32 protein-coding genes are annotated in these 22,710 nt (G+C 67.3%); 3 read left to right on the top strand and 29 right to left on the bottom strand.

What is annotated here, in order from left to right:
- Nucleotides 1-154 precede the first annotated feature (154 nt).
- The gene (gene glmS, locus ACFVYS_RS08155; protein ID WP_389499907.1) at nt 155-2,002 is read right to left on the bottom strand and encodes a glutamine--fructose-6-phosphate transaminase (isomerizing); all 1,848 of its coding nucleotides are present in this window, start codon (nt 2,000-2,002) and stop codon (nt 155-157) included.
- Nucleotides 2,003-2,164: 162 nt separating this feature from the next.
- Here glmS and coaA point away from each other — a divergent pair, with 162 nt between their 5' ends.
- Nucleotides 2,165-3,133: a type I pantothenate kinase gene (gene coaA, locus ACFVYS_RS08150; RefSeq protein ID WP_200839773.1), complete on the top strand. Its 969-nt coding sequence runs from the start codon at nt 2,165-2,167 to the stop codon at nt 3,131-3,133.
- 16 nt (nt 3,134-3,149) lie between these two features.
- Nucleotides 3,150-4,088 (top strand): DUF389 domain-containing protein, encoded by a 939-nt coding sequence (locus tag ACFVYS_RS08145; RefSeq protein ID WP_389499904.1) that lies wholly within the window; start codon nt 3,150-3,152, stop codon nt 4,086-4,088.
- Between the two features lie 143 nt (nt 4,089-4,231).
- Here ACFVYS_RS08145 and glmM read toward each other — a convergent pair whose 3' ends face one another.
- The 3 genes from glmM to rplM form a co-directional block, all read right to left on the bottom strand.
- Nucleotides 4,232-5,590: a phosphoglucosamine mutase gene (gene glmM, locus ACFVYS_RS08140; RefSeq protein WP_389499902.1), complete on the bottom strand. Its 1,359-nt coding sequence runs from the start codon at nt 5,588-5,590 to the stop codon at nt 4,232-4,234.
- A gap of 272 nt (nt 5,591-5,862) precedes the next feature.
- Complete coding sequence (gene rpsI, locus ACFVYS_RS08135) at nt 5,863-6,384, bottom strand: 30S ribosomal protein S9 (RefSeq protein ID WP_054242351.1); 522 nt, start codon at nt 6,382-6,384, stop codon at nt 5,863-5,865.
- Nucleotides 6,385-6,424: 40 nt separating this feature from the next.
- Complete coding sequence (gene rplM / locus ACFVYS_RS08130; protein ID WP_020132189.1) at nt 6,425-6,868, bottom strand: 50S ribosomal protein L13; 444 nt, start codon at nt 6,866-6,868, stop codon at nt 6,425-6,427.
- A 439-nt stretch (nt 6,869-7,307) separates the two neighbouring features.
- On the opposite strand from rplM, the gene ACFVYS_RS08125 reads away from it, so the two are divergent.
- Nucleotides 7,308-8,180, top strand: a complete 873-nt coding sequence (locus ACFVYS_RS08125) for a hypothetical protein (protein WP_389499899.1) — start codon at nt 7,308-7,310, stop codon at nt 8,178-8,180.
- Between the two features lie 28 nt (nt 8,181-8,208).
- Here the strand turns inward: ACFVYS_RS08125 and truA are convergent, their stop codons facing one another.
- The 25 genes from truA to rplV all read right to left on the bottom strand — a co-directional run bounded on the left by truA (nt 8,209) and on the right by rplV (nt 22,710).
- On the bottom strand, nt 8,209-9,066 hold the full coding sequence (gene truA, locus ACFVYS_RS08120) for a tRNA pseudouridine(38-40) synthase TruA (protein ID WP_389499897.1): 858 nt from the start codon (nt 9,064-9,066) through the stop codon (nt 8,209-8,211).
- A 134-nt stretch (nt 9,067-9,200) separates the two neighbouring features.
- Nucleotides 9,201-9,698: a 50S ribosomal protein L17 gene (gene rplQ, locus ACFVYS_RS08115; RefSeq protein WP_020132192.1), complete on the bottom strand. Its 498-nt coding sequence runs from the start codon at nt 9,696-9,698 to the stop codon at nt 9,201-9,203.
- Between the two features lie 218 nt (nt 9,699-9,916).
- Nucleotides 9,917-10,939, bottom strand: coding sequence for a DNA-directed RNA polymerase subunit alpha (locus tag ACFVYS_RS08110; protein WP_081553201.1), 1,023 nt, complete (start codon nt 10,937-10,939; stop codon nt 9,917-9,919).
- Nucleotides 10,940-11,093: 154 nt separating this feature from the next.
- Nucleotides 11,094-11,498 carry a 30S ribosomal protein S11 gene (gene rpsK / locus ACFVYS_RS08105; protein ID WP_010354218.1) on the bottom strand — a complete coding sequence of 135 codons (405 nt, stop codon included), beginning with the start codon at nt 11,496-11,498 and terminating at the stop codon, nt 11,094-11,096.
- Nucleotides 11,499-11,569: 71 nt separating this feature from the next.
- On the bottom strand, nt 11,570-11,950 hold the full coding sequence (rpsM, locus tag ACFVYS_RS08100) for a 30S ribosomal protein S13 (RefSeq protein ID WP_020132619.1): 381 nt from the start codon (nt 11,948-11,950) through the stop codon (nt 11,570-11,572).
- A gap of 229 nt (nt 11,951-12,179) precedes the next feature.
- Entirely contained in the window at nt 12,180-12,293 is a 114-nt protein-coding gene (gene rpmJ / locus ACFVYS_RS08095) for a 50S ribosomal protein L36 (RefSeq protein ID WP_003998809.1), read from the bottom strand.
- A gap of 72 nt (nt 12,294-12,365) precedes the next feature.
- Nucleotides 12,366-12,587, bottom strand: coding sequence for a translation initiation factor IF-1 (infA, locus tag ACFVYS_RS08090; RefSeq protein WP_003948620.1), 222 nt, complete (start codon nt 12,585-12,587; stop codon nt 12,366-12,368).
- A gap of 391 nt (nt 12,588-12,978) precedes the next feature.
- Nucleotides 12,979-13,815 (bottom strand): type I methionyl aminopeptidase, encoded by an 837-nt coding sequence (gene map / locus ACFVYS_RS08085; protein ID WP_389499894.1) that lies wholly within the window; start codon nt 13,813-13,815, stop codon nt 12,979-12,981.
- A 104-nt stretch (nt 13,816-13,919) separates the two neighbouring features.
- Nucleotides 13,920-14,582, bottom strand: coding sequence for an adenylate kinase (locus tag ACFVYS_RS08080; RefSeq protein WP_389499892.1), 663 nt, complete (start codon nt 14,580-14,582; stop codon nt 13,920-13,922).
- Nucleotides 14,582-15,895 carry a preprotein translocase subunit SecY gene (gene secY, locus ACFVYS_RS08075; RefSeq protein ID WP_020132622.1) on the bottom strand — a complete coding sequence of 438 codons (1,314 nt, stop codon included), beginning with the start codon at nt 15,893-15,895 and terminating at the stop codon, nt 14,582-14,584. Before secY ends, ACFVYS_RS08080 begins: the two co-directional genes overlap by 1 nt.
- Nucleotides 15,896-16,152: 257 nt before the next feature.
- On the bottom strand, nt 16,153-16,608 hold the full coding sequence (rplO, locus tag ACFVYS_RS08070) for a 50S ribosomal protein L15 (protein WP_389499890.1): 456 nt from the start codon (nt 16,606-16,608) through the stop codon (nt 16,153-16,155).
- Between the two features lie 2 nt (nt 16,609-16,610).
- Entirely contained in the window at nt 16,611-16,793 is a 183-nt protein-coding gene (rpmD, locus tag ACFVYS_RS08065; protein ID WP_005313525.1) for a 50S ribosomal protein L30, read from the bottom strand.
- Complete coding sequence (gene rpsE / locus ACFVYS_RS08060) at nt 16,793-17,398, bottom strand: 30S ribosomal protein S5 (RefSeq protein ID WP_020132624.1); 606 nt, start codon at nt 17,396-17,398, stop codon at nt 16,793-16,795. Before rpsE ends, rpmD begins: the two co-directional genes overlap by 1 nt.
- 64 nt (nt 17,399-17,462) lie before the next feature.
- Nucleotides 17,463-17,846 (bottom strand): 50S ribosomal protein L18, encoded by a 384-nt coding sequence (rplR, locus tag ACFVYS_RS08055; protein ID WP_020132625.1) that lies wholly within the window; start codon nt 17,844-17,846, stop codon nt 17,463-17,465.
- Between the two features lie 3 nt (nt 17,847-17,849).
- A complete protein-coding gene (rplF, locus tag ACFVYS_RS08050; protein ID WP_171398928.1) occupies nt 17,850-18,389 on the bottom strand; it encodes a 50S ribosomal protein L6 in 540 nt (179 codons plus the stop codon).
- A 24-nt stretch (nt 18,390-18,413) separates the two neighbouring features.
- Nucleotides 18,414-18,812 carry a 30S ribosomal protein S8 gene (rpsH, locus tag ACFVYS_RS08045; protein ID WP_028807312.1) on the bottom strand — a complete coding sequence of 133 codons (399 nt, stop codon included), beginning with the start codon at nt 18,810-18,812 and terminating at the stop codon, nt 18,414-18,416.
- 209 nt (nt 18,813-19,021) lie between these two features.
- Nucleotides 19,022-19,207, bottom strand: coding sequence for a type Z 30S ribosomal protein S14 (locus tag ACFVYS_RS08040; protein WP_030890724.1), 186 nt, complete (start codon nt 19,205-19,207; stop codon nt 19,022-19,024).
- 5 nt (nt 19,208-19,212) lie between these two features.
- Complete coding sequence (gene rplE / locus ACFVYS_RS08035; protein ID WP_307661676.1) at nt 19,213-19,770, bottom strand: 50S ribosomal protein L5; 558 nt, start codon at nt 19,768-19,770, stop codon at nt 19,213-19,215.
- The gene (gene rplX / locus ACFVYS_RS08030; protein ID WP_006376030.1) at nt 19,770-20,093 is read right to left on the bottom strand and encodes a 50S ribosomal protein L24; all 324 of its coding nucleotides are present in this window, start codon (nt 20,091-20,093) and stop codon (nt 19,770-19,772) included. Before rplX ends, rplE begins: the two co-directional genes overlap by 1 nt.
- A gap of 2 nt (nt 20,094-20,095) precedes the next feature.
- Nucleotides 20,096-20,464, bottom strand: coding sequence for a 50S ribosomal protein L14 (rplN, locus tag ACFVYS_RS08025; protein WP_003992364.1), 369 nt, complete (start codon nt 20,462-20,464; stop codon nt 20,096-20,098).
- Nucleotides 20,465-20,593: 129 nt separating this feature from the next.
- On the bottom strand, nt 20,594-20,881 hold the full coding sequence (gene rpsQ / locus ACFVYS_RS08020; RefSeq protein WP_389499885.1) for a 30S ribosomal protein S17: 288 nt from the start codon (nt 20,879-20,881) through the stop codon (nt 20,594-20,596).
- Nucleotides 20,881-21,105: a 50S ribosomal protein L29 gene (gene rpmC, locus ACFVYS_RS08015; RefSeq protein ID WP_005481220.1), complete on the bottom strand. Its 225-nt coding sequence runs from the start codon at nt 21,103-21,105 to the stop codon at nt 20,881-20,883. The genes rpsQ and rpmC overlap by 1 nt, the downstream gene beginning before the upstream one ends.
- On the bottom strand, nt 21,105-21,524 hold the full coding sequence (gene rplP, locus ACFVYS_RS08010; protein ID WP_006140905.1) for a 50S ribosomal protein L16: 420 nt from the start codon (nt 21,522-21,524) through the stop codon (nt 21,105-21,107). The genes rpmC and rplP overlap by 1 nt, the downstream gene beginning before the upstream one ends.
- Before the next feature lie 5 nt (nt 21,525-21,529).
- Nucleotides 21,530-22,363 carry a 30S ribosomal protein S3 gene (rpsC, locus tag ACFVYS_RS08005; protein ID WP_054238784.1) on the bottom strand — a complete coding sequence of 278 codons (834 nt, stop codon included), beginning with the start codon at nt 22,361-22,363 and terminating at the stop codon, nt 21,530-21,532.
- The gene (gene rplV / locus ACFVYS_RS08000) at nt 22,363-22,710 is read right to left on the bottom strand and encodes a 50S ribosomal protein L22 (protein WP_054238783.1); all 348 of its coding nucleotides are present in this window, start codon (nt 22,708-22,710) and stop codon (nt 22,363-22,365) included. Before rplV ends, rpsC begins: the two co-directional genes overlap by 1 nt.

Here is a 22,710-nt window from a genome sequence, read left to right as displayed (position 1 = left end):
GTGCAGGGGGATGACTCGGCGCGGTGGGGGGCCGGCTAACCCCCCGGGCTTCCCCCCACCGACCAGGGGCGCGGGGAACTGCGCGCGCAGCCACAACGCACCCGCACGCGGCGAGAACCTCCACCCCCTCAGGCGCCCCCGCTCACAACAGCCCTCACTCCACCGTCACCGACTTCGCCAGGTTCCGAGGCTGATCCACCTCGTTGCCCCGCGCCGTCGCCAGCTCACACGCGAACACCTGCAACGGAACCGTCGCGACCAACGGCGACAACAGCACCGGCGTGACCGGGATCCGCACGAGATGGTCGGCGTACGGCACCACCGTCTCGTCCCCCTCCTCCGCGATCACGATCGTCCGCGCCCCGCGGGCCCGGATCTCCTGGATGTTGGACACGATCTTGTCGTGCAGGACGGACCGCCCCCGAGGCGACGGCACCACCACGACGACCGGCAGATCCTCCTCGATGAGCGCGATCGGCCCGTGCTTCAGCTCACCCGCGGCGAACCCCTCCGCGTGCATGTAGGCGAGCTCCTTCAGCTTCAGCGCGCCCTCCAGCGCGACGGGATACCCGACGTGCCGCCCGAGGAACAGCACGGTGTCCTTGTCGGCGAGGGACCGCGCCAGCTCCCGCACCGGCCCCATGGTCTCCAGCACCCGCTCGACCGCACCGGAGATCTGCGCGAGGTCCCGGACGACCGCCCGGATCTCGTCGCCCCACTTGGTGCCGCGCACCTGGCCCAGATACAGCGCGACGAGATAGCAGGCCACCAGCTGCGTCAGGAAAGCCTTGGTCGAGGCGACGGCCACCTCAGGCCCGGCATGCGTGTACAGCACCGCGTCCGACTCCCGGGGGATCGTCGACCCGTTGGTGTTGCAGATCGCCAGCACCTTGGACCCCTGCTCCCGCGCGTGCCGCAGCGCCATGAGCGTGTCCATCGTCTCCCCGGACTGGGAGATGGCGATGACCAGGGACCGCGAGTCGAGGATCGGGTCCCGGTAGCGGAACTCGCTGGCCAGCTCCACCTCGCACGGGATCCGCGTCCAGTGCTCGATGGCGTACTTGGCGATGAGGCCCGCGTGGAAGGCCGTACCGCACGCGACGATGACGACCTTGTCGACCTCCCGCAGCTCGGAGGCCGGGATCCGCACCTCGTCGAGCGACAGCGCGCCGGAGGCGTCGATGCGGCCGAGCAGGGTGTCGGCGACGGCCTTGGGCTGCTCGGCGATCTCCTTGAGCATGAAGTAGTCGTAACCGCCCTTCTCCGCGGCCGACGCGTCCCAGTCGACGTGGTACGACCGCACGTCCGCCGGGCGCCCGTCGAAGCCGGTCACCGTCACACCGTCCCGCCGCAGCTCGACGACCTGGTCCTGACCCAGCTCGATCGCCGACCGGGTGTGCGCGATGAACGCGGCGACGTCCGAGGCGAGGAAGGCCTCGCCCTCCCCGACGCCCACCACGAGCGGCGAGTTCCGCCGCGCGCCGACCACCACGTCCGGCTCGTCGGCATGCGCCGCGACCAGCGTGAACGCCCCCTCCAGCCGCCGGCACACCAGCCGCATGGCCTCGGCCAGGTCGGCCGTCACCGAGAACTCCTCGGCGAGCAGATGTGCCACGACCTCGGTGTCGGTCTCGGAGAGCAGCTCGTGCCCCCGCTCGGCCAGTTCGGCCCGCAGCACGGCGAAGTTCTCGATGATCCCGTTGTGCACGACGGCGACCCGCCCGGCGTTGTCGAGATGCGGATGCGCGTTGGCGTCCGTCGGCCCGCCGTGTGTGGCCCACCGGGTGTGCCCGATGCCCGTCGTCCCGGTCGGCAGCGGCCGGGCCGCGAGCTCCTTCTCCAGATTGACGAGCTTGCCCGCCTTTCTCGCGGCGGCCAGCCCTCCGTCCGCCAGCACGGCGATCCCCGCCGAGTCGTAGCCCCGGTACTCCAGCCGCCTCAGCCCGGCCAGCACGACGTCCAGCGCCGGCTGAGACCCCACGTATCCCACGATTCCGCACATGCGCGGCAGCCTACGACCGAATCACGCCCGGAAAGAGGCTCCACGTGCCCGATTTCGGAAATTCCCACGGCTGTACGCCACCTCTGGCGGGCGTGACGGACCCCACCCACCATCCTGTTCAAACTCCGTTAACAATGGACTGTGATCTCTCCGGTCTCCCCGATGCCCCGGAGCGCCCACCGGCACAGGCCGGAGGCGACTCCCTTCGTCGACCTCACCCGATCCGAGTGGAGCGCGCTGCGCGAGAAGACTCCGCTGCCGCTGACCGCCGAGGAGGTCGAGAAGCTGCGCGGCCTCGGTGACGTCATCGACCTCGACGAGGTCCGTGACATCTATCTGCCGCTGTCGCGCCTCCTCAATCTCTACGTGGGCGCCACCGACGGCCTGCGCGGCGCCCTGAACACCTTCCTCGGCGAACAGGGCTCCCAGTCCGGCACCCCGTTCGTGATAGGCGTCGCGGGCTCGGTGGCGGTCGGCAAGTCGACCGTCGCCCGGCTCCTCCAGGCCCTGCTGTCCCGCTGGCCGGAACACCCCCGCGTGGAACTGGTCACCACGGACGGCTTCCTGCTCCCCACCAGGGAACTGGAGGCCCGCGGCCTGATGTCCCGCAAGGGCTTCCCCGAGTCCTACGACCGCCGCGCGCTGACCCGCTTCGTGGCCGACATCAAGGCGGGCAAGGGCGAGGTCACCGCGCCCGTCTACTCCCACCTGATCTACGACATCGTCCCGGACCGCAAGCTCACCGTCCGGCGCCCCGACATCCTCATCGTCGAGGGCCTGAACGTCCTTCAGCCCGCCCTGCCCGGCAAGGACGGCCGCACCCGCGTCGGCCTCGCCGACTACTTCGACTTCAGCGTGTACGTCGACGCGAGCGCCGAGGACATCGAGCGCTGGTACCTCAACCGGTTCAGGAAACTCCGTCAGACGGCCTTCCAGAAACCGGACTCGTACTTCAGGAAGTACACCCAGGTCTCCGAGGACGAGGCCGTCGACTACGCCCGCACCCTCTGGCGCACCATCAACAAGCCCAACCTGGTGGAGAACATCGCCCCCACCCGGGGCCGCGCCACCCTGATCGTCCGCAAGGGCCAGGACCACAAGGTGCAGCGGCTGAGTCTGCGCAAACTCTGACGGCTACCCTGCCCCCATGCTGCACCTGCGCCTGATCACACCGTCGGACACCACCGACGACGTGGTCCGTCTGATCGAGAACACCGTCGGCACCACCCACCTGGTGGTGCTGCCGGGAACCGCTCGCAACCCCGCGGGCGATGTCGTCCTGTGCGACGTCGCCCGCGAGGCGGGCGACGAACTCCTCACCGAGCTACAGGATTTGGGCCTGGACAAGACGGGCTCGATCGCTGTGGAGAACATCGACCTGTCGCTCTCCCTGCGGGCCGACAAGGCCGAGGCGGAGGCGCCGGGCGAGGGCGCCGACGCGGTCCTGTGGGAGCACCTCACGGACGCCACCCACGAGGAGTCGACGCTCTCCGTCACCTATCTCGCGTTCATCACGCTCGCCACGATGATCGCGGCCTGCGGTGTGGTGCTCGACAACGCGGTCCTGATCGTGGGCGCGATGGCCGTGGGCCCGGAGTTCGGCCCCCTGGCCGGCGTCTGCACCTCGATCGTGCAGCGCGCTCCCCGCCTGGCCCTGCGCTCGCTGATCGCCCTGCTGGTCGGCTTCGCGGTGGCGATGGCGGCGACGGTGGCCTTCAGCCTCTTCATGGACGCGATCGACCTGTTCAGCAAGGAACAACTGGAGGCCGACCGCCCCCAGACCGGCTTCGTCTACGCCCCCGACGCCTTCTCCTTCATCGTGGCCGTCCTGGCGGGCGCCGCCGGCACCCTCTCCCTGACCTCGGCGAAGTCCGGCGCCCTGGTGGGCGTGGCCATCTCGGTCACGACGGTCCCGGCCGCCGCCAACGCCGCCGTGGCCCTCAGCTTCGGAGACATGGCACAGACCCGGGGCTCGACGGAACAACTCCTGCTGAACCTGCTGGGCATCATCCTGGCCGGCACATTGACGCTGCTCGCTCAGAAGTGGTTCTGGTCGAAGCAACGGCAACGGGCAGCCGCCGGGTAGCGCGCGTTCCTGCTTTCAGCCGCGCGGGGAACTGCGCGACAGGCCACGACGAACCCGCAGCCCGCAACGCACAGCACCCCCACCCCGAACCCGGCTCGAAGCGGCCGCGCCGACTGACCGAACGCCGACTGACCGAGCGCCGACTAACCCAGCGCCGACTTCACGACATCGGCCAGCCGCCCGGCGACAGACCGGGCCTGGTCGATGTCCGCGGCCTCGACCATCACACGCACGAGCGGCTCGGTCCCGGAAGGCCGCAGCAACACCCGTCCGGTGGCGCCGAGTTCCCGCTCCGCCTCGCCGACGGCGGTCGCCAGCTCGGCGGAGTCCCCCACCCGCGACCTGTCGACGTCGGGCACGTTGATCAGCACCTGCGGCAGCCGCTCCATCACCGAGGCCAGCTCCCGCAGCGAACGCCCGCTCTCGGCGACCCGAGCCGCCAGCATCAGCCCCGTCAGCGTCCCGTCACCGGTCGTCGCGTGGTCGAGGATGATCACGTGCCCGGACTGCTCGCCCCCGAGCGCGTACCCGTGCTCCTTCATCTCCTCCAGCACATACCGGTCGCCGACGGCGGCCTGCACGAGCTGGATCCCCTCGCGCTCCATGGCCAGCTTGAAGCCGAGGTTGGACATGACGGTCGCGACAACGGTGTCGGACCGCAGCGCGCCGTGCTCCCGCATGGCCATCGCCAGCACGGCGAGAATCTGGTCGCCGTCGACCTCGTCGCCCGTGTGGTCCACGGCCAGGCACCGGTCGGCGTCCCCGTCGTGCGCGATACCGAAGGCGGCGCCGTGCTCGATGACCGCGGCCTTCAGCTTGTCCAGGTGCGTGGACCCGCACCCGTCGTTGATGTTGAGCCCGTCCGGCTCGGCCCCGATGGTGACGATCTCCGCGCCGGCCCGCGTGAACGCCTCCGGCGACACCCGGGCGGCGGCGCCGTGCGCCTCGTCGAGGACGATCTTCAGCCCGTCCAGCCGGTTGGGAAGCACGGCGATGAGGTGCGCGACGTAGCGGTCGAAGCCTTCGCCGTACGACCGCACGCGTCCGACGCCGCTGCCGGTCGGCCGGCTCCAGGGCGCGCCGGTGCAGTGCTCGTCGTAGACGGACTCGATCCTGCCCTCGAGCTCGTCGGCCAGCTTGTGGCCGCCGCGGGCGAAGAACTTGATGCCGTTGTCGGGCATGGCGTTGTGGCTGGCGGAGAGCATCACGCCGAGGTCCGCGCCCAGCACACCGGTGAGATAGGCGACTGCGGGCGTCGGCAGCACGCCGACCTTCAGCACGTCCACGCCGGCGCTCGCCAGACCGGCCACCACGGCGGCCTCCAGGAACTCCCCGGACGCGCGCGGGTCCCGTCCGACGACTGCCACCGGCCGGTGGCCCTCGAACGTGCCCGCCTCGGCCAGCACATGCGCGGCCGCGACGGAGAGGCCGAGCGCCATCTCCGCCGTCAGATCCGCGTTGGCGACACCGCGCACGCCGTCCGTGCCGAAGAGTCGTCCCACTTGTCCTCCTGAGGAAGCGTCAGTTTCAAAGGCCGTGCGGGTGCGTCGGACGATCGACCGATCAGTCGGTCGGCGGCGGCTCCGCATCCAGGCATTGGATGCCCTGAACATCCGATCACACAAGCCTTTGAGCACCTTGTGCCGTTATACGCCCACGGCTGCGAGAAAACGAACGCCCCGGCGACACTGTGGCGTGCCGCCGGGGCGTTCGGAGTACGTACGAGCGAACCACACGGGTCCGACCCGGAATACGTACGAGCAGGCAGCGAAGCTTAACGCTTGCTGTACTGCGGGGCCTTGCGGGCCTTCTTGAGACCGGCCTTCTTGCGCTCGACCGCACGGTCGTCACGCGTGAGGAAGCCGGCCTTCTTGAGGGCGCCACGGTTGTTGTCGACGTCGGCCTCGTTCAGCGCGCGGGCGACACCGAGACGGAGCGCACCGGCCTGACCGGAGACGCCGCCACCCGAGATACGGGCGATGACGTCGTAGCGGTTGTCGAGCTCGAGCACCTTGAAGGGCTCGTTGACTTCCTGCTGGTGCACCTTGTTCGGGAAGTAGTCCTCGAGGGTGCGACCGTTGATCTTCCACTTGCCGGTGCCCGGAACGATCCGGACGCGGGCGATGGCGTTCTTGCGACGACCCAGGCCGGCGGCCGGCTGGGCCTCGCCGAAGCGGGAAGCGAGGGACTCCGAGGTGTACTCACCCTCGACGGGGACCTCGGACTCGGTGGTGTAGCTGTCGATGTCGACGAGCTCGGTCTCTTCGAGCGGCTGCTCGGCAGTGGTCTCGGCCACGGTTCTCCTCAGTTCTTTTCAGCTAGGGGTGTGGCCGGAATTACTGCGCGACCTGGGTGATCTCGAACGGCACGGGCTGCTGAGCCGCGTGCGGGTGCACGTCACCCTTGTAGACCTTCAGCTTCGAGAGCATCTGACGGCCCAGCGTGTTCTTGGGGAGCATGCCCTTCACGGCCTTCTCGACGGCCTTCTCGGGGTTGTTCGCGAGAAGGTCGTCGTAGCGCACGGAGCGCAGACCGCCCGGGTACCCGGAGTGGCGGTACGCCATCTTCTGGGTCCGCTTGTTGCCGGAGAGGTGCACCTTGTCGGCGTTGATGATGATGACGAAGTCACCGGTGTCGACGTGGGGCGCGTAGATCGGCTTGTGCTTGCCCCGGAGGAGGGACGCGGCAGTGGTGGCGAGACGGCCCAGGACGATGTCCTGAGCGTCGATGACGTGCCACTGGCGCGTCACATCGCCGGGCTTGGGGCTGTACGTACGCACGGTTCGTAGCCTTCGCTTCTTCAGTGAATTGGTCCTGACAAGGTCACCGAAGACGATCACGACAGCCCAGACCGCACTGCGGTGACGCAAACCGCGTGCTGGTCGCTGGTCATCGGCCCGGTGGACCGGTGTAAGGGCCCGTCCCGTGAGAAGAGCAAGCCAATACACAACGAAGATGCAGGATACCCGCGTCTCGGGGGCCGGGTCAAAACGGGCCTGCCATCCGATCACACGTGAGCATGTCAGCCTGACCGGAACCCGCCGTCGGAAACCCCCTCCCGGAGTGGCCTGCGCCACACTACAGGTCCCGGCCTGCGAATATGCCGCACCAACCACCCGGAGATGTCACCTTTGCCCGTACTCGCACCGGGAACACCGGGGACTTCAGCGCCGGTTGAGGCGGAACAGCATCCCCCGCTCCCCGTCTAAGATGCGGCCCATGAGCTATGGGCAGGGGGGACCTCAGTCCCAGTGGGATCCGTGGAAACCGAACTCCCAGCAGCCGTGGACCAGCGGCGATGACGGCCGGACCCCGGACTGGGCCGCGCTCGCGGAAGCGTCCGAGACGCGCAACAAACGCCGTCGACTGTTCTTCATAGGTGGCGGCGTGCTCGCCACGCTCGCCATCGGCACCGCCGTGGCCATGGCCGTGGTGTCGGCGAACGGCAGTGACGAGGCGAACAAGCCGACCTCCTCGCTGCCCGCGACCGACCTGCCGAGCGCGTCCACCACGCCCTCCTTCGCGCCGACCAGCGCCCCGCCCCCGCTGGACCCGAAGGAGTTCGTCGCCAGCAAGGCCAAGGACACCGCCCCCAACGGGCCGGACCTGCTCTTCCCCGGCACCCAGCTGACCATGGGCTCGGCCGTGTACAAGAAGGGCCCCAAGGCCGACAGCACCACCTGCACCACGGGTGTCCAGGGCACCCTGCCCCAGGTGCTCACCGCCAATGACTGCACCCGCCTGATGCGCATCACCTACACCAAGGGCAACATCGCGGTCACGGTCGGTGTGGCGGTCTTCGACACCGAGGCACAGGCCCTCAAGGTCAAGAGCCAGGCCGACAAGAAGAGCATCGTCAAGGCCCTCACCGGCGGGGGCGTCAAGACCTTCTGCGACGGCGCGATCTGCCGCTCGACGACCAACTCCTACGGCCGGTACGCCTACTTCACCATCACCGGCTTCACGGACGGCAAGGACGTGACCACGAAGGACACGGCCGTCTTCGCCGCCGGCGACGACCTCGCGGAGTTCACCTTCCAGCGGATCCGCCAGCGCGGCGAGGCCCAGGCGTCGGCGGCGGCCGCGAACTGACCGCGGACGCCGACGCGGGGCCGGCAGGTCAGCAGCACCCGGCCCCGGGCAGCGTCCGCCTGTTGCGTGCCTCCTTGTTGCGTGCGGCGAGCAGCTCGTCGGCCGGGTAGCCGACCTCCTCCAGCGTCAGCCCGTGCGGCCGTACGACATGCACGGCCGAGTCCCGCACGCCCGCGGCCAGCACCTTCCCGGGCCACTCCGGACCCCGGTGCCCGTCGCCGACGAACAGCAGCGCCCCGATCAGCGAACGCACCATGTTGTGGCAGAAGGCGTCGGCCCGGACGGTCGCGGTGACGACCCCGTCCTCGCCGCGCACCAGGCTCAGCTCCTGGAGCGTACGAATGGTCGTCGCCCCCTCCCGCCGCTTGCAGTAGGCGGCGAAGTCGTGCTCGCCGAGCAGCCGCCGGGCGGCCTCGTTCATGGCGTCGACGTCGAGCGGCCAGTCGTGCCAGAGGACGTGGCTGCGCAGCAGGGGGTCGACACCCCCCGGGTTGTCGGTGACCCGGTACGCGTAGCGGCGCCAGATCGCCGAGAACCGCGCGTTGAACCCGGCGGGTGCCTCCTCCAGGGACCAGATCCGCACATCCTTGGCGAGCCGCCCGGCGAGCCGCTTGAGCAGCTTCTCCCGGTGCTCGGCCCAGAGGTCCTCCGGCAGGTCGACGTGCGCCACCTGCCCGCGCGCGTGCACACCGGCGTCCGTCCGCCCGGCCACGGTCAGCTCGTACGTGGTCTCCCGCGACCGGGTCACGGTCCGCAGGGCGTCCTCGATCTCCCCCTGCACGGTCCGCCGCCCGCCGGCCTGCTTGGCCCACCCGGAGAACCCGCTCCCGTCGTACGAGAGGTCCATCCGCACCCGTACGAACCCGGGCTGTACTTCGTCACTCACTCCTGGATCCTCTCAAGCCTGCGACCTTCGGAGACGCCTTCCGAGACGCATCCGGAAACGCCTTCGCAAACGCCTTAGGAAACGCGGAACGGGCCCGCCCCGAAGGGCGGACCCGTCCACTGCGAGGCGATGCCTCAGGCGTCCTTGGACTCCTCGGCCGCAGCCTCGTCGGCCGGCTTGGCGTCCTCGACGGCCTCGTCCTTCTTGAGGCTGTCTTCCTTGACCGCACGCTTGGTGGCGGCCTCGGCCTCACCAGTGGCCTGCTGCGCGACGGTCAGCGCCTCGACCAGCTCGATGACAGCCATGGGCGCGTTGTCGCCACGACGGTTACCGATCTTGGTGATGCGGGTGTAGCCACCCGGGCGGTTCTCGTAGCGCGGGCCGATCTCGGTGAAGAGCGTGTGCACGATGCTCTTGTCCGTGATCACCTGGAGCACCTGACGACGGTTGTGAAGGTCGCCCTTCTTCGCCTTGGTGACCAGACGCTCGGCGTACGGACGCAGCTTGCGCGCCTTCGCCTCGGTGGTGGTGATGCGGCCGTGCTCGAACAGCGACTTCGCGAGGTTCGCGAGGAGCAGCTTCTCGTGCGCGGCGCTGCCGCCCAGACGGGCACCCTTGGTGGGCTTCGGCATGGTCTTTCTCCTAGGTGTCTGCCCCGGCCGTATCAGGTACCGGGGTCAGTGTCCGAGCGGGCGATTGCCCGTCGGAGATCCGGGCGCCTCTTGCGAAGCGCACGGAGGATCCGCGCCCCCGAAGGGGCGCGGGACGGTGTCCATCTGCGACTCCGTCGCGTGGGCGCGACCAGCCGAAGCGGACCCGCGGTCACAGAACCGGCCTCCTCGCGGAGTGCTCAGTACTGCTCGGTCTCCACAAATCCCGCATCCGCGTCGTCGTCCGCGCCGAACGCGTCCGCCGCGGCGGTGGGGTCGAATCCGGGCGGGCTGTCCTTGAGCGCGAGGCCCATGCCGGCCAGCTTCGCCTTGACCTCGTCGATGGACTTCGCACCGAAGTTACGGATGTCCAGCAGGTCGGCCTCGGAACGAGCGACGAGCTCACCCACGGAGTGGATGCCCTCACGCTTGAGGCAGTTGTACGACCGAACGGTGAGCTCGAGCTCCTCGATCGGCAGGGCGAGATCAGCGGCAAGAGCGGCGTCCGTGGGGGACGGGCCCATGTCGATGCCCTCGGCGTCGATGTTCAGCTCGCGGGCGAGACCGAACAGCTCGACCAGCGTCTTACCGGCGGAGGCCATGGCGTCACGGGGACGCATCGCCTGCTTGGTCTCGACGTCGACGATCAGCTTGTCGAAGTCGGTGCGCTGCTCGACACGCGTGGCCTCGACCTTGTACGTGACCTTGAGAACCGGCGAGTAGATCGAGTCGACCGGGACGCGCCCGATCTCCTGACCCAGCTGCTTGTTCTGCACGGCGGAGACGTAACCGCGACCGCGCTCGACGGTCAGCTCCATCTCCAGCTTGCCCTTGCCGTTGAGCGTGGCGAGGACGAGGTCGGGGTTGTGCACCTCGACACCGGCCGGGGGCGCGATGTCGGCGGCGGTGACCAGACCCGGGCCCTGCTTGCGCAGGTACATCACGACCGGCTCGTCGTGCTCCGAGGAGACGACCAGCTGCTTGATGTTGAGGATCAGGTCGGTGACGTCCTCCTTGACGCCCGGCACGGTGGTGAACTCGTGCAGCACGCCGTCGATACGGATGGACGTGACGGCCGCACCCGGGATCGAGGACAGGAGGGTCCGGCGGAGGGAGTTTCCGAGGGTGTAACCGAAGCCCGGCTCCAGCGGCTCGATCACGAACCGGGAGCGGAACTCGTCGACGACCTCTTCGGTCAACGAGGGACGCTGAGCGATCAGCATGTGGCGATCAGATCCTTCTTTCGTGGACGCCCGCTATTTGACGCCCGACGGAACTGTGCGTTTTCACCGCACGGGTACTGCAAGGGTACGGGCGATACGGCCCTTTACAGAGCCGTACCGCCCGAAAGCCTTCAGACCGACACGCGGCCGTGCGTCAGACGCGACGACGCTTCGGCGGGCGGCAGCCGTTGTGCGGGGTCGGGGTGACGTCCTGGATGGAGCCGACCTCGAGGCCCGTCGCCTGCAGGGAGCGGATGGCGGTCTCACGACCGGCGCCCGGGCCCTTGACGAAGACGTCGACCTTGCGCATGCCGTGCTCCTGCGCGCGACGGGCAGCCGACTCGGCGGCCATCTGCGCGGCGAACGGCGTGGACTTGCGCGAGCCCTTGAAACCGACGTGGCCGGCGGAGGCCCACGAGATCACGTTTCCGGCCGGGTCCGTGATGGACACGATCGTGTTGTTGAACGTGCTCTTGATGTGCGCCTGGCCATGCGCGACGTTCTTCTTTTCCTTGCGGCGCACCTTCTTGGCAGCGCCCTGACGACCCTTGGGGGGCATCTACAAACTCCTACGGGGAGGTGGTCGGTCCTACAGCGAAGACCGCTGATGAAGCGTTGTCCCGCTGAGGACTACTTCTTGCCCGGCTTCTTCTTGCCGGCGATGGCGCGACGCGGGCCCTTGCGGGTACGAGCGTTCGTGCTGGTGCGCTGACCGCGGACAGGCAGACCACGACGGTGACGGAGACCCTGGTAGCAACCGATCTCGACCTTGCGGCGGATGTCGGCCTGGATCTCGCGACGAAGGTCACCCTCGGTCTTGATGTTGGCGTCCACGTACTCGCGGATCGCGACGAGCTGCTCCTCGGAGAGGTCGCGAACGCGGGTGTTCGGGTCGACGCCGGTCGCTGCCAGCGTCTCCTGGGACAGGGTCCGGCCGATGCCGAACACGTAGGTGAGGGCGACCTCCACACGCTTTTCGCGCGGGATGTCGACACCGGAAACGCGTGCCATTCAATGGCTCCAGTTGATCTTCGGAGGTCTTCCGCAGAACCGACTCCCATCCGCCGGCCTCCTCCGGTCACTCGATGAGCGACAGGGGATTAGGTACGAATGGGTCCCCGGCCTCCGAGCCGGGGGTATCAGGAGGGTGAACCCGCCTGGGATCTGCGTATGAACAAATTCAGCTCGCGTCGCGCGAAGTCTCTGCGATGTCGATGCAGAGGGTGTGATCTGTAAGCGATCAGCCCTGGCGCTGCTTGTGGCGCGGGTTCTCGCAAATGACCATGACCCGACCGTGACGGCGGATCACCCTGCACTTGTCGCAGATCTTCTTGACGCTCGGCTTGACCTTCATTGGGTGAGGTTCTCCGGGTCAGTTGCCGACAGCCCCGCACGCCCGACCGGGCGCACAAGACCTGGGCAAGATCTACTTGTAGCGGTAGACGATCCGGCCACGCGTCAGGTCGTACGGAGACAGCTCCACCACGACCCGGTCGTCAGGGAGGATACGGATGTAGTGCATACGCATCTTGCCGCTGATGTGCGCCAGGACCTGGTGGCCGTTCTGGAGCTCGACCTTGAACATGGCGTTCGGAAGAGACTCGACGACAGTGCCCTCGATCTCGATGGCACCTTGCTTCTTGGCCACGCTTCGCCCTTCGAATCGACTACCTTGATCGACTCCCCTGCGTTTCCCCTAAGGGTGCATGCAGACATGCGGGTGCACGAGAGCCGACGAGTCAGTCTACGTCAGGCCCCGCGGAAACACGAATCCGGAAGTCTGCCCCACAGAGGAGATCCTTAAGCAAAGCCCCACCCCACCCGCCACCTCACCCCGTCGGCGCGCTTGAGGACGAGGCCGTCCAGGCCCGGGAAGATCCGCGGGCCGTCACCCCACCCACCCGGGACCTCAGCCCGTCCGGCGTTTGAGAACGAGGCCGTCCAGGCCGCAGCGGGGGTCTGGGGGCGCAGCCCCGAGGGACGGGAAGGGAAGGGGCGGCGGGGGCGAGAGACCCCACAGCGCGCCCCGGGAGGGAACCTCAGCCCAGCGGGTCCGGCGCCGCCGTAACCCCGTGCTCCGCCAGCTTCGCCTTGCCGCCGTCGACAGCCGTCAGCACCAGCGGCCCCGCCTCCGTCAGCGCGACCGAGTGCTCCCAGTGCGAGGACCAGGTCCCGTCGGTCGTGATGACCGTCCAGTCGTCCTCGAGGACCTCGGTCCGCGGGGTGCCCAGGGACACCATCGGCTCGATGGCCAGGCAGAAGCCGGGAACCAGCTTCGGCCCCTTGCCCCGCCGGCGGTCGACGTAGTTCAGCAGATGCGGGTCCATGTGCATCTCGGTGCCGATGCCGTGACCGCCGTAATCCTCGACGATGCCGTAGCGCCCGCCGCCCGGCTTGGGCTGACGCCGGACGTACGTCTCGATCGCGCGGGAGACGTCGACCAGCCGGCCGCCCGTCTTCATGGCGGCGATGCCGGCCCACATCGACTCCTCGGTGACCCGGGAGAGCTCGATCAGCTCCGGAGCGTGCCCCGAGCCGACGAACGCCGTGTACGCCGCGTCACCGTGCCAGCCGTCGACGATCGCGCCGCAGTCGATGGAGATGAGGTCGCCGTCCTTGAGGACGACCTCGTCGGAGGGGATGCCGTGCACCACCACGTCGTTCACCGAGGTGCAGATCGTCGCGGGGAAGCCGCCGTAGCCGAGGAAGTTCGACTTCGCGCCGTTCTCCGCCAGGACCTTGCGGGCGACGTCGTCCAGGTCCTTCGTCGTCGCCCCCGGCACCGCCGCTTCGCGCGTGGCCGCGTGGATGGCGGCGACGACCAGCCCCGCCTCACGCATCTTGGCGATCTGCTCGGGGCTCTTGATCTGCACCATGGGGGGCCTGCGCTCTCCGTCACTCAGGTCGGTCGGGTTACGTATGCACACAACAGTACGGCCGTGGTGTCCCGAAGGACTCCACGGCCGTACAGGAGCGACGCCTACTGGTCGTCGCCCTCACGCTTCAGTGCGGCCAGCGCACGGGCGGTGACCTCTTCCACCGGGCCCATGGCCTCGATCGTCACGACCAGGCCCTGCGACTTGTAGTAGTCGATGATCGGCTCGGTCTGCGTGTGGTAGACCTCGAGCCGCGTGCGGACCGTCTCCTCGGAGTCGTCGTCCCGCTGGTACAGCTCGCCGCCGCAGACGTCACAGACGCCTTCCTTGGCGGGCTTCTTGTACGTCACGTGGAAGACGTGCGAGGAGTCGTTACGGCAGATGCGCCGGCCGGCGATCCGCTTGACGACCTCCTCCTCCGGGGCCTCCAGGTCCAGTACCGCGTCCAGCTTGATGCCCTCGATGGTGAGGAGCTCGTCCAGCGCCTCGGCCTGCGAGACGTTGCGCGGGAAACCGTCCAGCAGGAAACCGCGCTCGGCGTCCGGCTGCTCCATGCGGTCCTTGGCCATGGCGATGGTGACCTCGTCGGGGACGAGGTTGCCGGCGTCCATGTAGGACTTCGCGAGTTTCCCGAGCTCCGTCTGCTGGCTGATGTTGGCGCGGAACAGGTCGCCCGTGGAGATGTGCGGAACGCGGAGCTTCTCGGCCAGACGTGTGGCCTGCGTTCCCTTTCCGGCGCCCGGCGGCCCGACGAGGACGATACGCATCAGCGGAGGAACCCTTCGTAATTGCGCTGCTGGAGCTGGCTCTCGATTTGCTTCACCGTCTCGAGACCGACACCCACGATGATCAGGATGCTGGTACCACCGAACGGGAAGTTCTGGCTTGCCCCGAAGCCAACCAACGCCATCGTCGGTACAAGAGCGATCAGACCCAGATACAGCGAACCCGGCCAGGTGATCCGGTTGAGTACGTAGGACAGGTACTCAGCGGTCGGTCGGCCAGCCCGGATGCCCGGGATGAAGCCACCATACTTCTTCATGTTGTCGGCTACTTCCTCGGGGTTGAAGGAGATAGCCACGTAGAAGAACGCGAAGAAAACGATCAGCAGGAAGTACATGCTGATGTAGATCGGGTGGTCACCCTTGGTCAGGTTGGTCTCGATCCAGGTCTTCCAGGTGGACGTTCCGCTGGAGAACTGGGCGACGAGAGCCGGGATGTAGAGCAGCGACGAGGCGAAGATGACCGGGATCACACCGGCCTGGTTCACCTTCAGCGGGATGTACGTCGAGGTACCGCCGTAGGACCGGCGGCCGATCATGCGCTTCGCGTACTGCACGGGGATCCGGCGCTGGGCCTGCTCGACGAAGACCACCAGACCGACCATGACCAGGCCGACCAGGATGACGGTGCCGAACTCGATCCAGCCGCCCGCGAGCGTGCCCTGCTTCTTGATGGCCCACAGGGCCGAGGGGAAGGTCGCGGCGATCGAGATGAACATCAGGATCGACATGCCGTTGCCGATACCGCGGTCGGTGATGAGCTCACCGAGCCACATGACCATGGCCGTACCGGCGGTCATGCAGATGACCATGACGATGGTGGTGAAGATCGCGCGGTCCGGGACGATGCTCGAGGCGACCGTGCAACCGGAGAACAGGGCGCCGCTGCGGGCGGTGGCCACCAGGCCGGTGCCCTGGAGAATGGCGAGCGCCACGGTGAGGTAGCGGGTGTACTGCGTGATCTTCGCGGTGCCGGCCTGGCCCTCCTTCTTGAGGGCTTCCAGACGCGGGATCACCACGGTCAGCAGCTGAAGGATGATGCTCGCGGTGATGTACGGCATGATGCCCAGCGCGAAAATGGTGATCTGGAGCAGCGCGCCGCCGCTGAACATGTTCACCAGACCGAAGAGGCCCTGGTTGCCGGACGCCTCGTCCACACACCGCTGAACGGACGTGTAGTCGACACCGGGGATCGGAATATGCGTTCCGAGCCGGTAGATCACGATGATGGCAAGCGTGAAGAGCAGCTTCTTGCGCAGGTCGGGCGTCCTGAACGCCCGGGCGAACGCGGTGAGCACGGTGCCTCCTGCGACCCCCGCGCATCTGCGTCAAGGGTGACGGTCTTGAGGGTCCAATAAGAACAACGACAACGACAACGACATGTGTAACGGTCGACTGCCGCTCAAGGTGCCCCATGGGAAGCATCTTGTGAAAGTGGGCAGTGCAGGTCACCTTACCGGCGAGAGTACCGCCGTAGGAACGACCAACCGGGGATACCCCAAATGTGGGGTATCCCCGGTCGGGATCGCTCAAGTCATCGAGACGCCTGTGGTGTTCAGACGAGCTCGGTGACGGTACCGCCGGCGGCGGTGATCTTCTCCTTGGCGGACCCGGAGACGGCGTCGACCGTCACCTGGAGCGCCACGGAGATCTCGCCCTGGCCGAGGACCTTGACGAGGCTGTTCTTGCGAACGGCGCCCTTGGCGATGAGGCCCTCGACGGTGACCTCGCCACCCTCGGGGTACAGCGCCGCCAGCTTGTCGAGGTTCACGACCTGGAACTCGATCTTGAACGGGTTCCTGAAGCCCTTGAGCTTCGGAAGACGCATGTGGAGGGGCATCTGCCCACCCTCGAAGCGCTCCGGAACCTGGTAACGGGCCTTCGTGCCCTTGGTACCACGACCGGCCGTCTTACCCTTCGACGCCTCACCACGACCGACACGGGTCTTGGCGGTCTTGGCGCCCGGGGCGGGACGGAGGTTGTGGATCTTGAGCGGGTTGTTTTCCGCCATGATCAGTCGACCTCCTCAACCGTCACGAGGTGGCGGACGGTGTGCACCATTCCGCGGAACTCGGGGCGGTCCTCCTTGACGACCACGTCGTTCAGGCGCTTGAGCCCGAGCGAACGCAGCGTGTCGCGGTGGTTCTGCTTGCTGCCGATGTACGACTTCGTCTGCGTGATCTTGAGGCGAGCCATTACGCACCAGCCCCGGCACGCGCACGAAGCAGAGCCGCGGGAGCGACGTCCTCGAGGGGCAGACCACGGCGGGCCGCGATCTCCTCGGGACGCTGCAGGCCCTTCAGGGCCTCCACGGTCGCGTGCACGATGTTGATCGCGTTCGACGAGCCGAGCGACTTCGACAGGATGTCGTGAACGCCGGCGCACTCGAGCACGGCACGCACCGGGCCACCGGCGATAACGCCGGTACCGGGGGAAGCAGGCTTGAGCAGGACGACGCCCGCGGCCTTCTCGCCCGTGATCGGGTGCGGGATGGTGCCCTGGATACGGGGGACCTTGAAGAAGTGCTTCTTGGCCTCTTCAACACCCTTGGCGATCGCGGCCGGCACCTCCTTGGCCTTGCCGTAACCGACACCGACGGTGCCATCGCCATCGCCCACTACGACGAGCGCAGTGAAGCTGAAGCGACGACCACCCTTCACAACCTTGGCGACACGGTTGATCGCGACGACGCGCTCAACGTACGCGGTCTTCTCGGCGGCAGCAGCGCCGCCGTCACGGCCCTTCCGGTCCCGCCGCTCGCCGCCACCGGCACCGCTTCCGCGGCGCTGGGGTCCAGCCATTGGATTACCTCTCTCTTTTTCCGCTAGCTACGCAGCGACCGAAGTCGCTAGCGCGACGGGCGACTCAGAACTTGAGTCCGGCTTCGCGGGCGGCGTCCGCCAGGGCGGCGATGCGCCCGGCGTACTGGTTGCCACCACGGTCGAATACGACAGCCTCGACACCGGCGGCCTTGGCGCGCTCGGCGACCAGGGCGCCGACCGACTTGGCCTGCGCGGACTTGTCGCCCTCGCCGCCGCGGATCGTCGTGTCCAGGGTCGACGCCGACGCCAGGGTGTGACCCTTGATGTCGTCGATGACCTGAGCCACGATGTGGCGGTTCGAGCGTGTCACGACCAGGCGCGGACGCTCAGCCGTACCCGAGATGTGCTTACGGATCCGGATGTGGCGACGCTTGATCGCGGCACGCTTGTAAGCGTCGCCCTTGAGGATCTTCTGTCCGTATGCCATGGCTTACTTACCCGCCTTTCCGACCTTGCGGCGGATGACTTCGCCCTCGTACTTGACACCCTTGGCCTTGTACGGGTCGGGCTTGCGCAGCTTGCGGATGTTGGCCGCAACCTCGCCGACCTTCTGCTTGTCGATGCCCTCGACCGAGAACCGGGTGGGGTTCTCGACCTTGAAGGAGATTCCCTCGGGGGCCTCGACGGTGATCGGGTGGCTGTAACCGAGCGCGAACTCGAGGTTCGAGCCCTTCGCGGTCACGCGGTAACCGACACCACTGATCTCGAGCTTCTTCACGTAACCCTGGGTCACGCCGGTGATCATGTTCGCCACCAGCGTGCGGGACAGGCCGTGCAGGGCCTTGCTCTGACGCTCGTCGTTGGGGCGGGTGACGTTCAGAACGCCGTCCTCACCCTTGGCGATCTCGATCGGCGCAACGACGGTGTGGGTCAGCGTGCCCTTGGGGCCCTTGACCGCAACCGTCTGGCCGTCGATGGTGACGTCCACGCCGGCGGGAACCGTGATGGGGAGCTTGCCAATGCGCGACATAGCTGTTTCCTCCGTTCCCTTCCGCTACCAGACGTAGGCGAGAACTTCTCCGCCTACGCCCTTCTTGCCGGCCTGCTTGTCGGTGAGGAGACCGTGCGACGTGGAGATGATCGCCACGCCGAGGCCGCCCAGCACCTTGGGCAGGGAGGTGGACTTCGCGTAAACCCGGAGACCGGGCTTGGAGATCCGCTTGATGCCCGCAATGGAGCGCTCACGGTTCGGGCCGAACTTGAGCTCGAGGGTGAGGTCCTTGCCGACCTCGGCGTCCTCGACCTTCCAGCCCGTGATGAAGCCCTCCTGCTGGAGGATCTCCGCGATGTGAGACTTGATCTTGGACGCCGGCATCGTCACGGAATCGTGGTACGCCGAGTTCGCGTTCCGCAGACGCGTCAGCATGTCTGCGATCGGATCAGTCATGGTCATGAATTGGCCTGTGGCCTCTCTCGCCGGGGTTTCCTGGTGCGCCATCCCTCTCCCCGATCCGAGACGGGACGGGTGCGGCGCGGTGGACCTACGGCGTAGTAAGTCGTACGGGCGTCAGGTGCCCAACCCTCCAAGCCTAAGCCATGAAGAGGTGGGCAACTGACACACCCATTGCTTACCGAGAGCGCCTGGAACCCCTAAAAGGGGGTTTACCAGGAGCTCTTGGTCACGCCCGGCAGCTCGCCGCGGTGAGCCATCTCACGAAGGCACACACGGCAGAGGCCGAACTTGCGGTACACGGAGTGGGGACGGCCGCAACGCTGGCAGCGGTTGTACGCCCGCACAGCGAACTTGGGCTTACGAGCAGCCTTTGCGATCAGAGCCTTCTTCGCCATCTCGCTCACGCCTCCTTGAAGGGGAAGCCGAGGTGACGAAGGAGCGCACGGCCCTCAGCGTCGTTGGTCGCCGTGGTGACCACGGTGATGTCCATACCCCGGACACGGTCGATCTTGTCCTGGTCGATCTCGTGGAACATGACCTGCTCCGTGAGACCGAAGGTGTAGTTGCCACGGCCGTCGAACTGCTTGGGGGACAGACCACGGAAGTCGCGGATGCGCGGAAGCGCGAGCGACAGGGTGCGGTCCAGGAACTCCCACATGCGGTCGCCACGAAGCGTGACGTGGGCACCGATCGGCTGACCCTCACGCAGCTTGAACTGCGCGATGGACTTGCGGGCCTTGGTGACGGCCGGCTTCTGACCGGTGATCGTGGTGAGGTCGCGGATGGCGCCATCGATCAGCTTGGAGTCGCGGGCGGCGTCGCCCACACCCATGTTGACCACGATCTTGACGAGGCCGGGGATCTGCATGACGTTCTCGTAGGAGAACTCCTCACGCAGCTTGCCCGCGATCTCCTCGCGGTACTTCGTCTTGAGACGCGGAGTGGTGGTGGTAGCCATCAGATGTCCTCACCCGTCCGCTTGGCAACGCGGATCTTGTTGCCCTCGTCGTCGAAGCGGTAACCCACACGCGTGACGACCTTGTTGCCGTCCTTCTCAACGACCAGCTGGACGTTGGAGACGTGGACAGGCGCCTCGGTCGTGACGATGCCGCCGGCCTGCGAACCCTTTGCGGTCGGGCCGGCCTTGGTGTGCTTCTTGACCCGGTTGACACCCTCGACCAGGACGCGGTCCTCACGGGGGAAGGCCGCGATGACCTTGCCCTGCTTGCCCTTGTCCTTACCGGTGATGACCTGAACCAGGTCGCCCTTCTTGATCTTCATGCTTACAGCACCTCCGGAGCCAGCGAGATGATCTTCATGAACTTCTTCTCGCGCAGCTCCCGGCCGACCGGGCCGAAGATACGGGTGCCACGAGGGTCGCCGTCGTTCTTCAGAATGACAGCGGCGTTCTCGTCGAAGCGGATGTACGAGCCGTCGGGACGGCGACGCTCCTTGACGGTGCGAACGATGACCGCCTTGATGACGTCACCCTTCTTCACGTTGCCGCCGGGGATCGCGTCCTTGACGGTGGCGACGATGACGTCACCGATGCCCGCGTAGCGGCGACCGGAGCCACCGAGCACACGGATGCAAAGGATTTCCTTCGCACCAGTGTTGTCGGCGACGCGCAGTCGCGACTCCTGCTGGATCACGTCTATCTCCTGTGTGTCTGCCGGTTCCCCGCAGGGGCCTCGTAAGAGGACCCCTGCGGAGCCTGGCGGAACTGTCCTGCGAGGGATGCCCCGCAGGCCGACTTACTGGAATTCCCTTGCGGGAATTACCTACTTGGCCTTCTCGAGGATCTCGACGACGCGCCAGCGCTTCGTGGCGGACAGCGGCCGGGTCTCCGCGAGGAGGACACGGTCGCCGACGCCCGCGGCGTTCTGCTCGTCGTGAGCCTTGAGCTTGTTCGTACGGCGGATGACCTTGCCGTACAGCGCGTGCTTCACACGGTCCTCGACGGCGACGACGACGGTCTTGTCCATCTTGTCGCTGACGACGAGACCCTCACGGGTCTTGCGGAATCCGCGCGCCTCAGTGTTGTTCTCGGTCACGTTGCTCTCGCTCATCAGGCGCTCTCCACCGTCTCGATGCCCAGCTCGCGCTCACGCATCAGGGTGTAGATCCGCGCGATGTCCTTACGGACGGCCTTGAGCCGACCGTGGTTCTCGAGCTGACCCGTCGCCGCCTGGAAGCGGAGGTTGAACAGCTCTTCCTTGGCTTCGCGGAGCTTGTTGAGAAGCTCCTCGTCACCCAGTTCGCGCAGCTCGGACGCCTTGGTACCGGCCGACATCACGCTTCACCTGCCTCGCGCTTGACGATCCGGCACTTCATCGGCAGCTTGTGGGCTGCGCGAGTGAGGGCCTCACGGGCGATCTTCTCGTTGGGGTAGGACAGTTCGAACATGACCCGACCCGGGTGCACGTTCGCGATCCACCACTCCGGAGAACCCTTACCGGAACCCATGCGGGTCTCGGCAGGCTTCTTCGTGAGCGGGCGGTCCGGGTAGATGTTGATCCAGACCTTGCCACCACGCTTGATGTGGCGGGTCATCGCGATACGGGCCGCCTCGATCTGGCGGTTGGTCACGTACGCCGGCGTGAGGGCCTGAATGCCGTACTCGCCGAACGAGACCGTCGTACCGCCCTTGGCCTGACCACGGCGCTTCGGGTGGTGCTGCTTGCGGTGCTTGACCCTACGGGGGATCAGCATTTCGGTCAGGCCTCCGTTCCGGTGCTCTCAGCCGGAGCGGCCGCCGGAGCCTCGGCCTTGGGGGCCTCGGCAGCGGGAGCCTGCTGCGGCTTGCGACCGCGACCGCCACGCTCGCCACCACGGCCACCACGGGCCGGGCGGTCGGCGCCGCCGCCACCACGGGCCGGGCGGTTGCCGGCGCGGGCAGCAGCGTTCTCGGCGCGGACCTCGGCGATGTTCTTGACATCGCCCTTGTAGATCCAGACCTTCACGCCGATGCGGCCGAAGGTCGTCTTGGCCTCGAAGAAGCCGTAGTCCACGTTCGCGCGGAGCGTGTGCAGGGGCACACGGCCCTCGCGGTAGAACTCCGAGCGGGACATCTCGGCGCCACCGAGGCGGCCACCGCACTGGATCTTGATGCCCTTGGCGCCCGCCTTCATCGCCGACTGCATGCTCTTACGCATGGCGCGACGGAAGGAGACGCGGGAGGAGAGCTGCTCGGCGACGGCCTGAGCCACCAGCTGAGCGTCGACCTCGGGGTTCTTGACCTCGAGGATGTTCAGCTGAACCTGCTTCTTGGTCAGCTTCTCCAGGTCGCCACGAATACGGTCGGCCTCGGCGCCGCGGCGGCCGATGACGATGCCCGGGCGAGCGGTGTGGATGTCCACACGCACGCGGTCACGGGTGCGCTCGATCTCCACCTTCGAGATGCCGGCGCGCTCCATGCCGGACGTCATCATCCGACGGATGGCGACGTCTTCTCCGACGTATTCCTTGTACGACTTGTCGGCGTACCAACGGGACTTGAAGTCCGTGGTGATGCCGAGCCGGAACCCATGCGGGTTAACCTTCTGGCCCATTACCGGGATCCTTCCTTGCTGCTGAGGACCACGGTGATGTGGCTGGTCCGCTTGCGGATCCGGTATGCGCGGCCCTGGGCACGCGGACGGAACCGCTTCAGGGTCGGACCCTCGTCGACGTACGCCTCGGAAATGAAGAGGCTGTCGGCGTCAGTGTGGTCGTAGTTGTGCGCGGCGTTGGCAATGGCGCTGTCCAGCACCTTGCCGACCGGCACGCTCGCGGCCTGCGGGGCGAAACGCAGGACCGCCTGAGCCTCCGTGGCGTCCATGCCACGGATAAGGTCCACCACCCGGCGGGCCTTCATGGGCGTGACGCGGATGTACCGCGCCTGGGCCCTGGCTTCCAT

The sequence above is a fragment of the Streptomyces sp. NPDC058295 genome (genome assembly GCF_042880655.1).
GTDB classification, from domain to species: Bacteria; Actinomycetota; Actinomycetes; order Streptomycetales; family Streptomycetaceae; genus Streptomyces; species Streptomyces coriariae.
The sequence above is the reverse complement of the archived record's forward strand: the minus strand, read 5'-3'. Positions and strand labels throughout refer to the sequence as shown.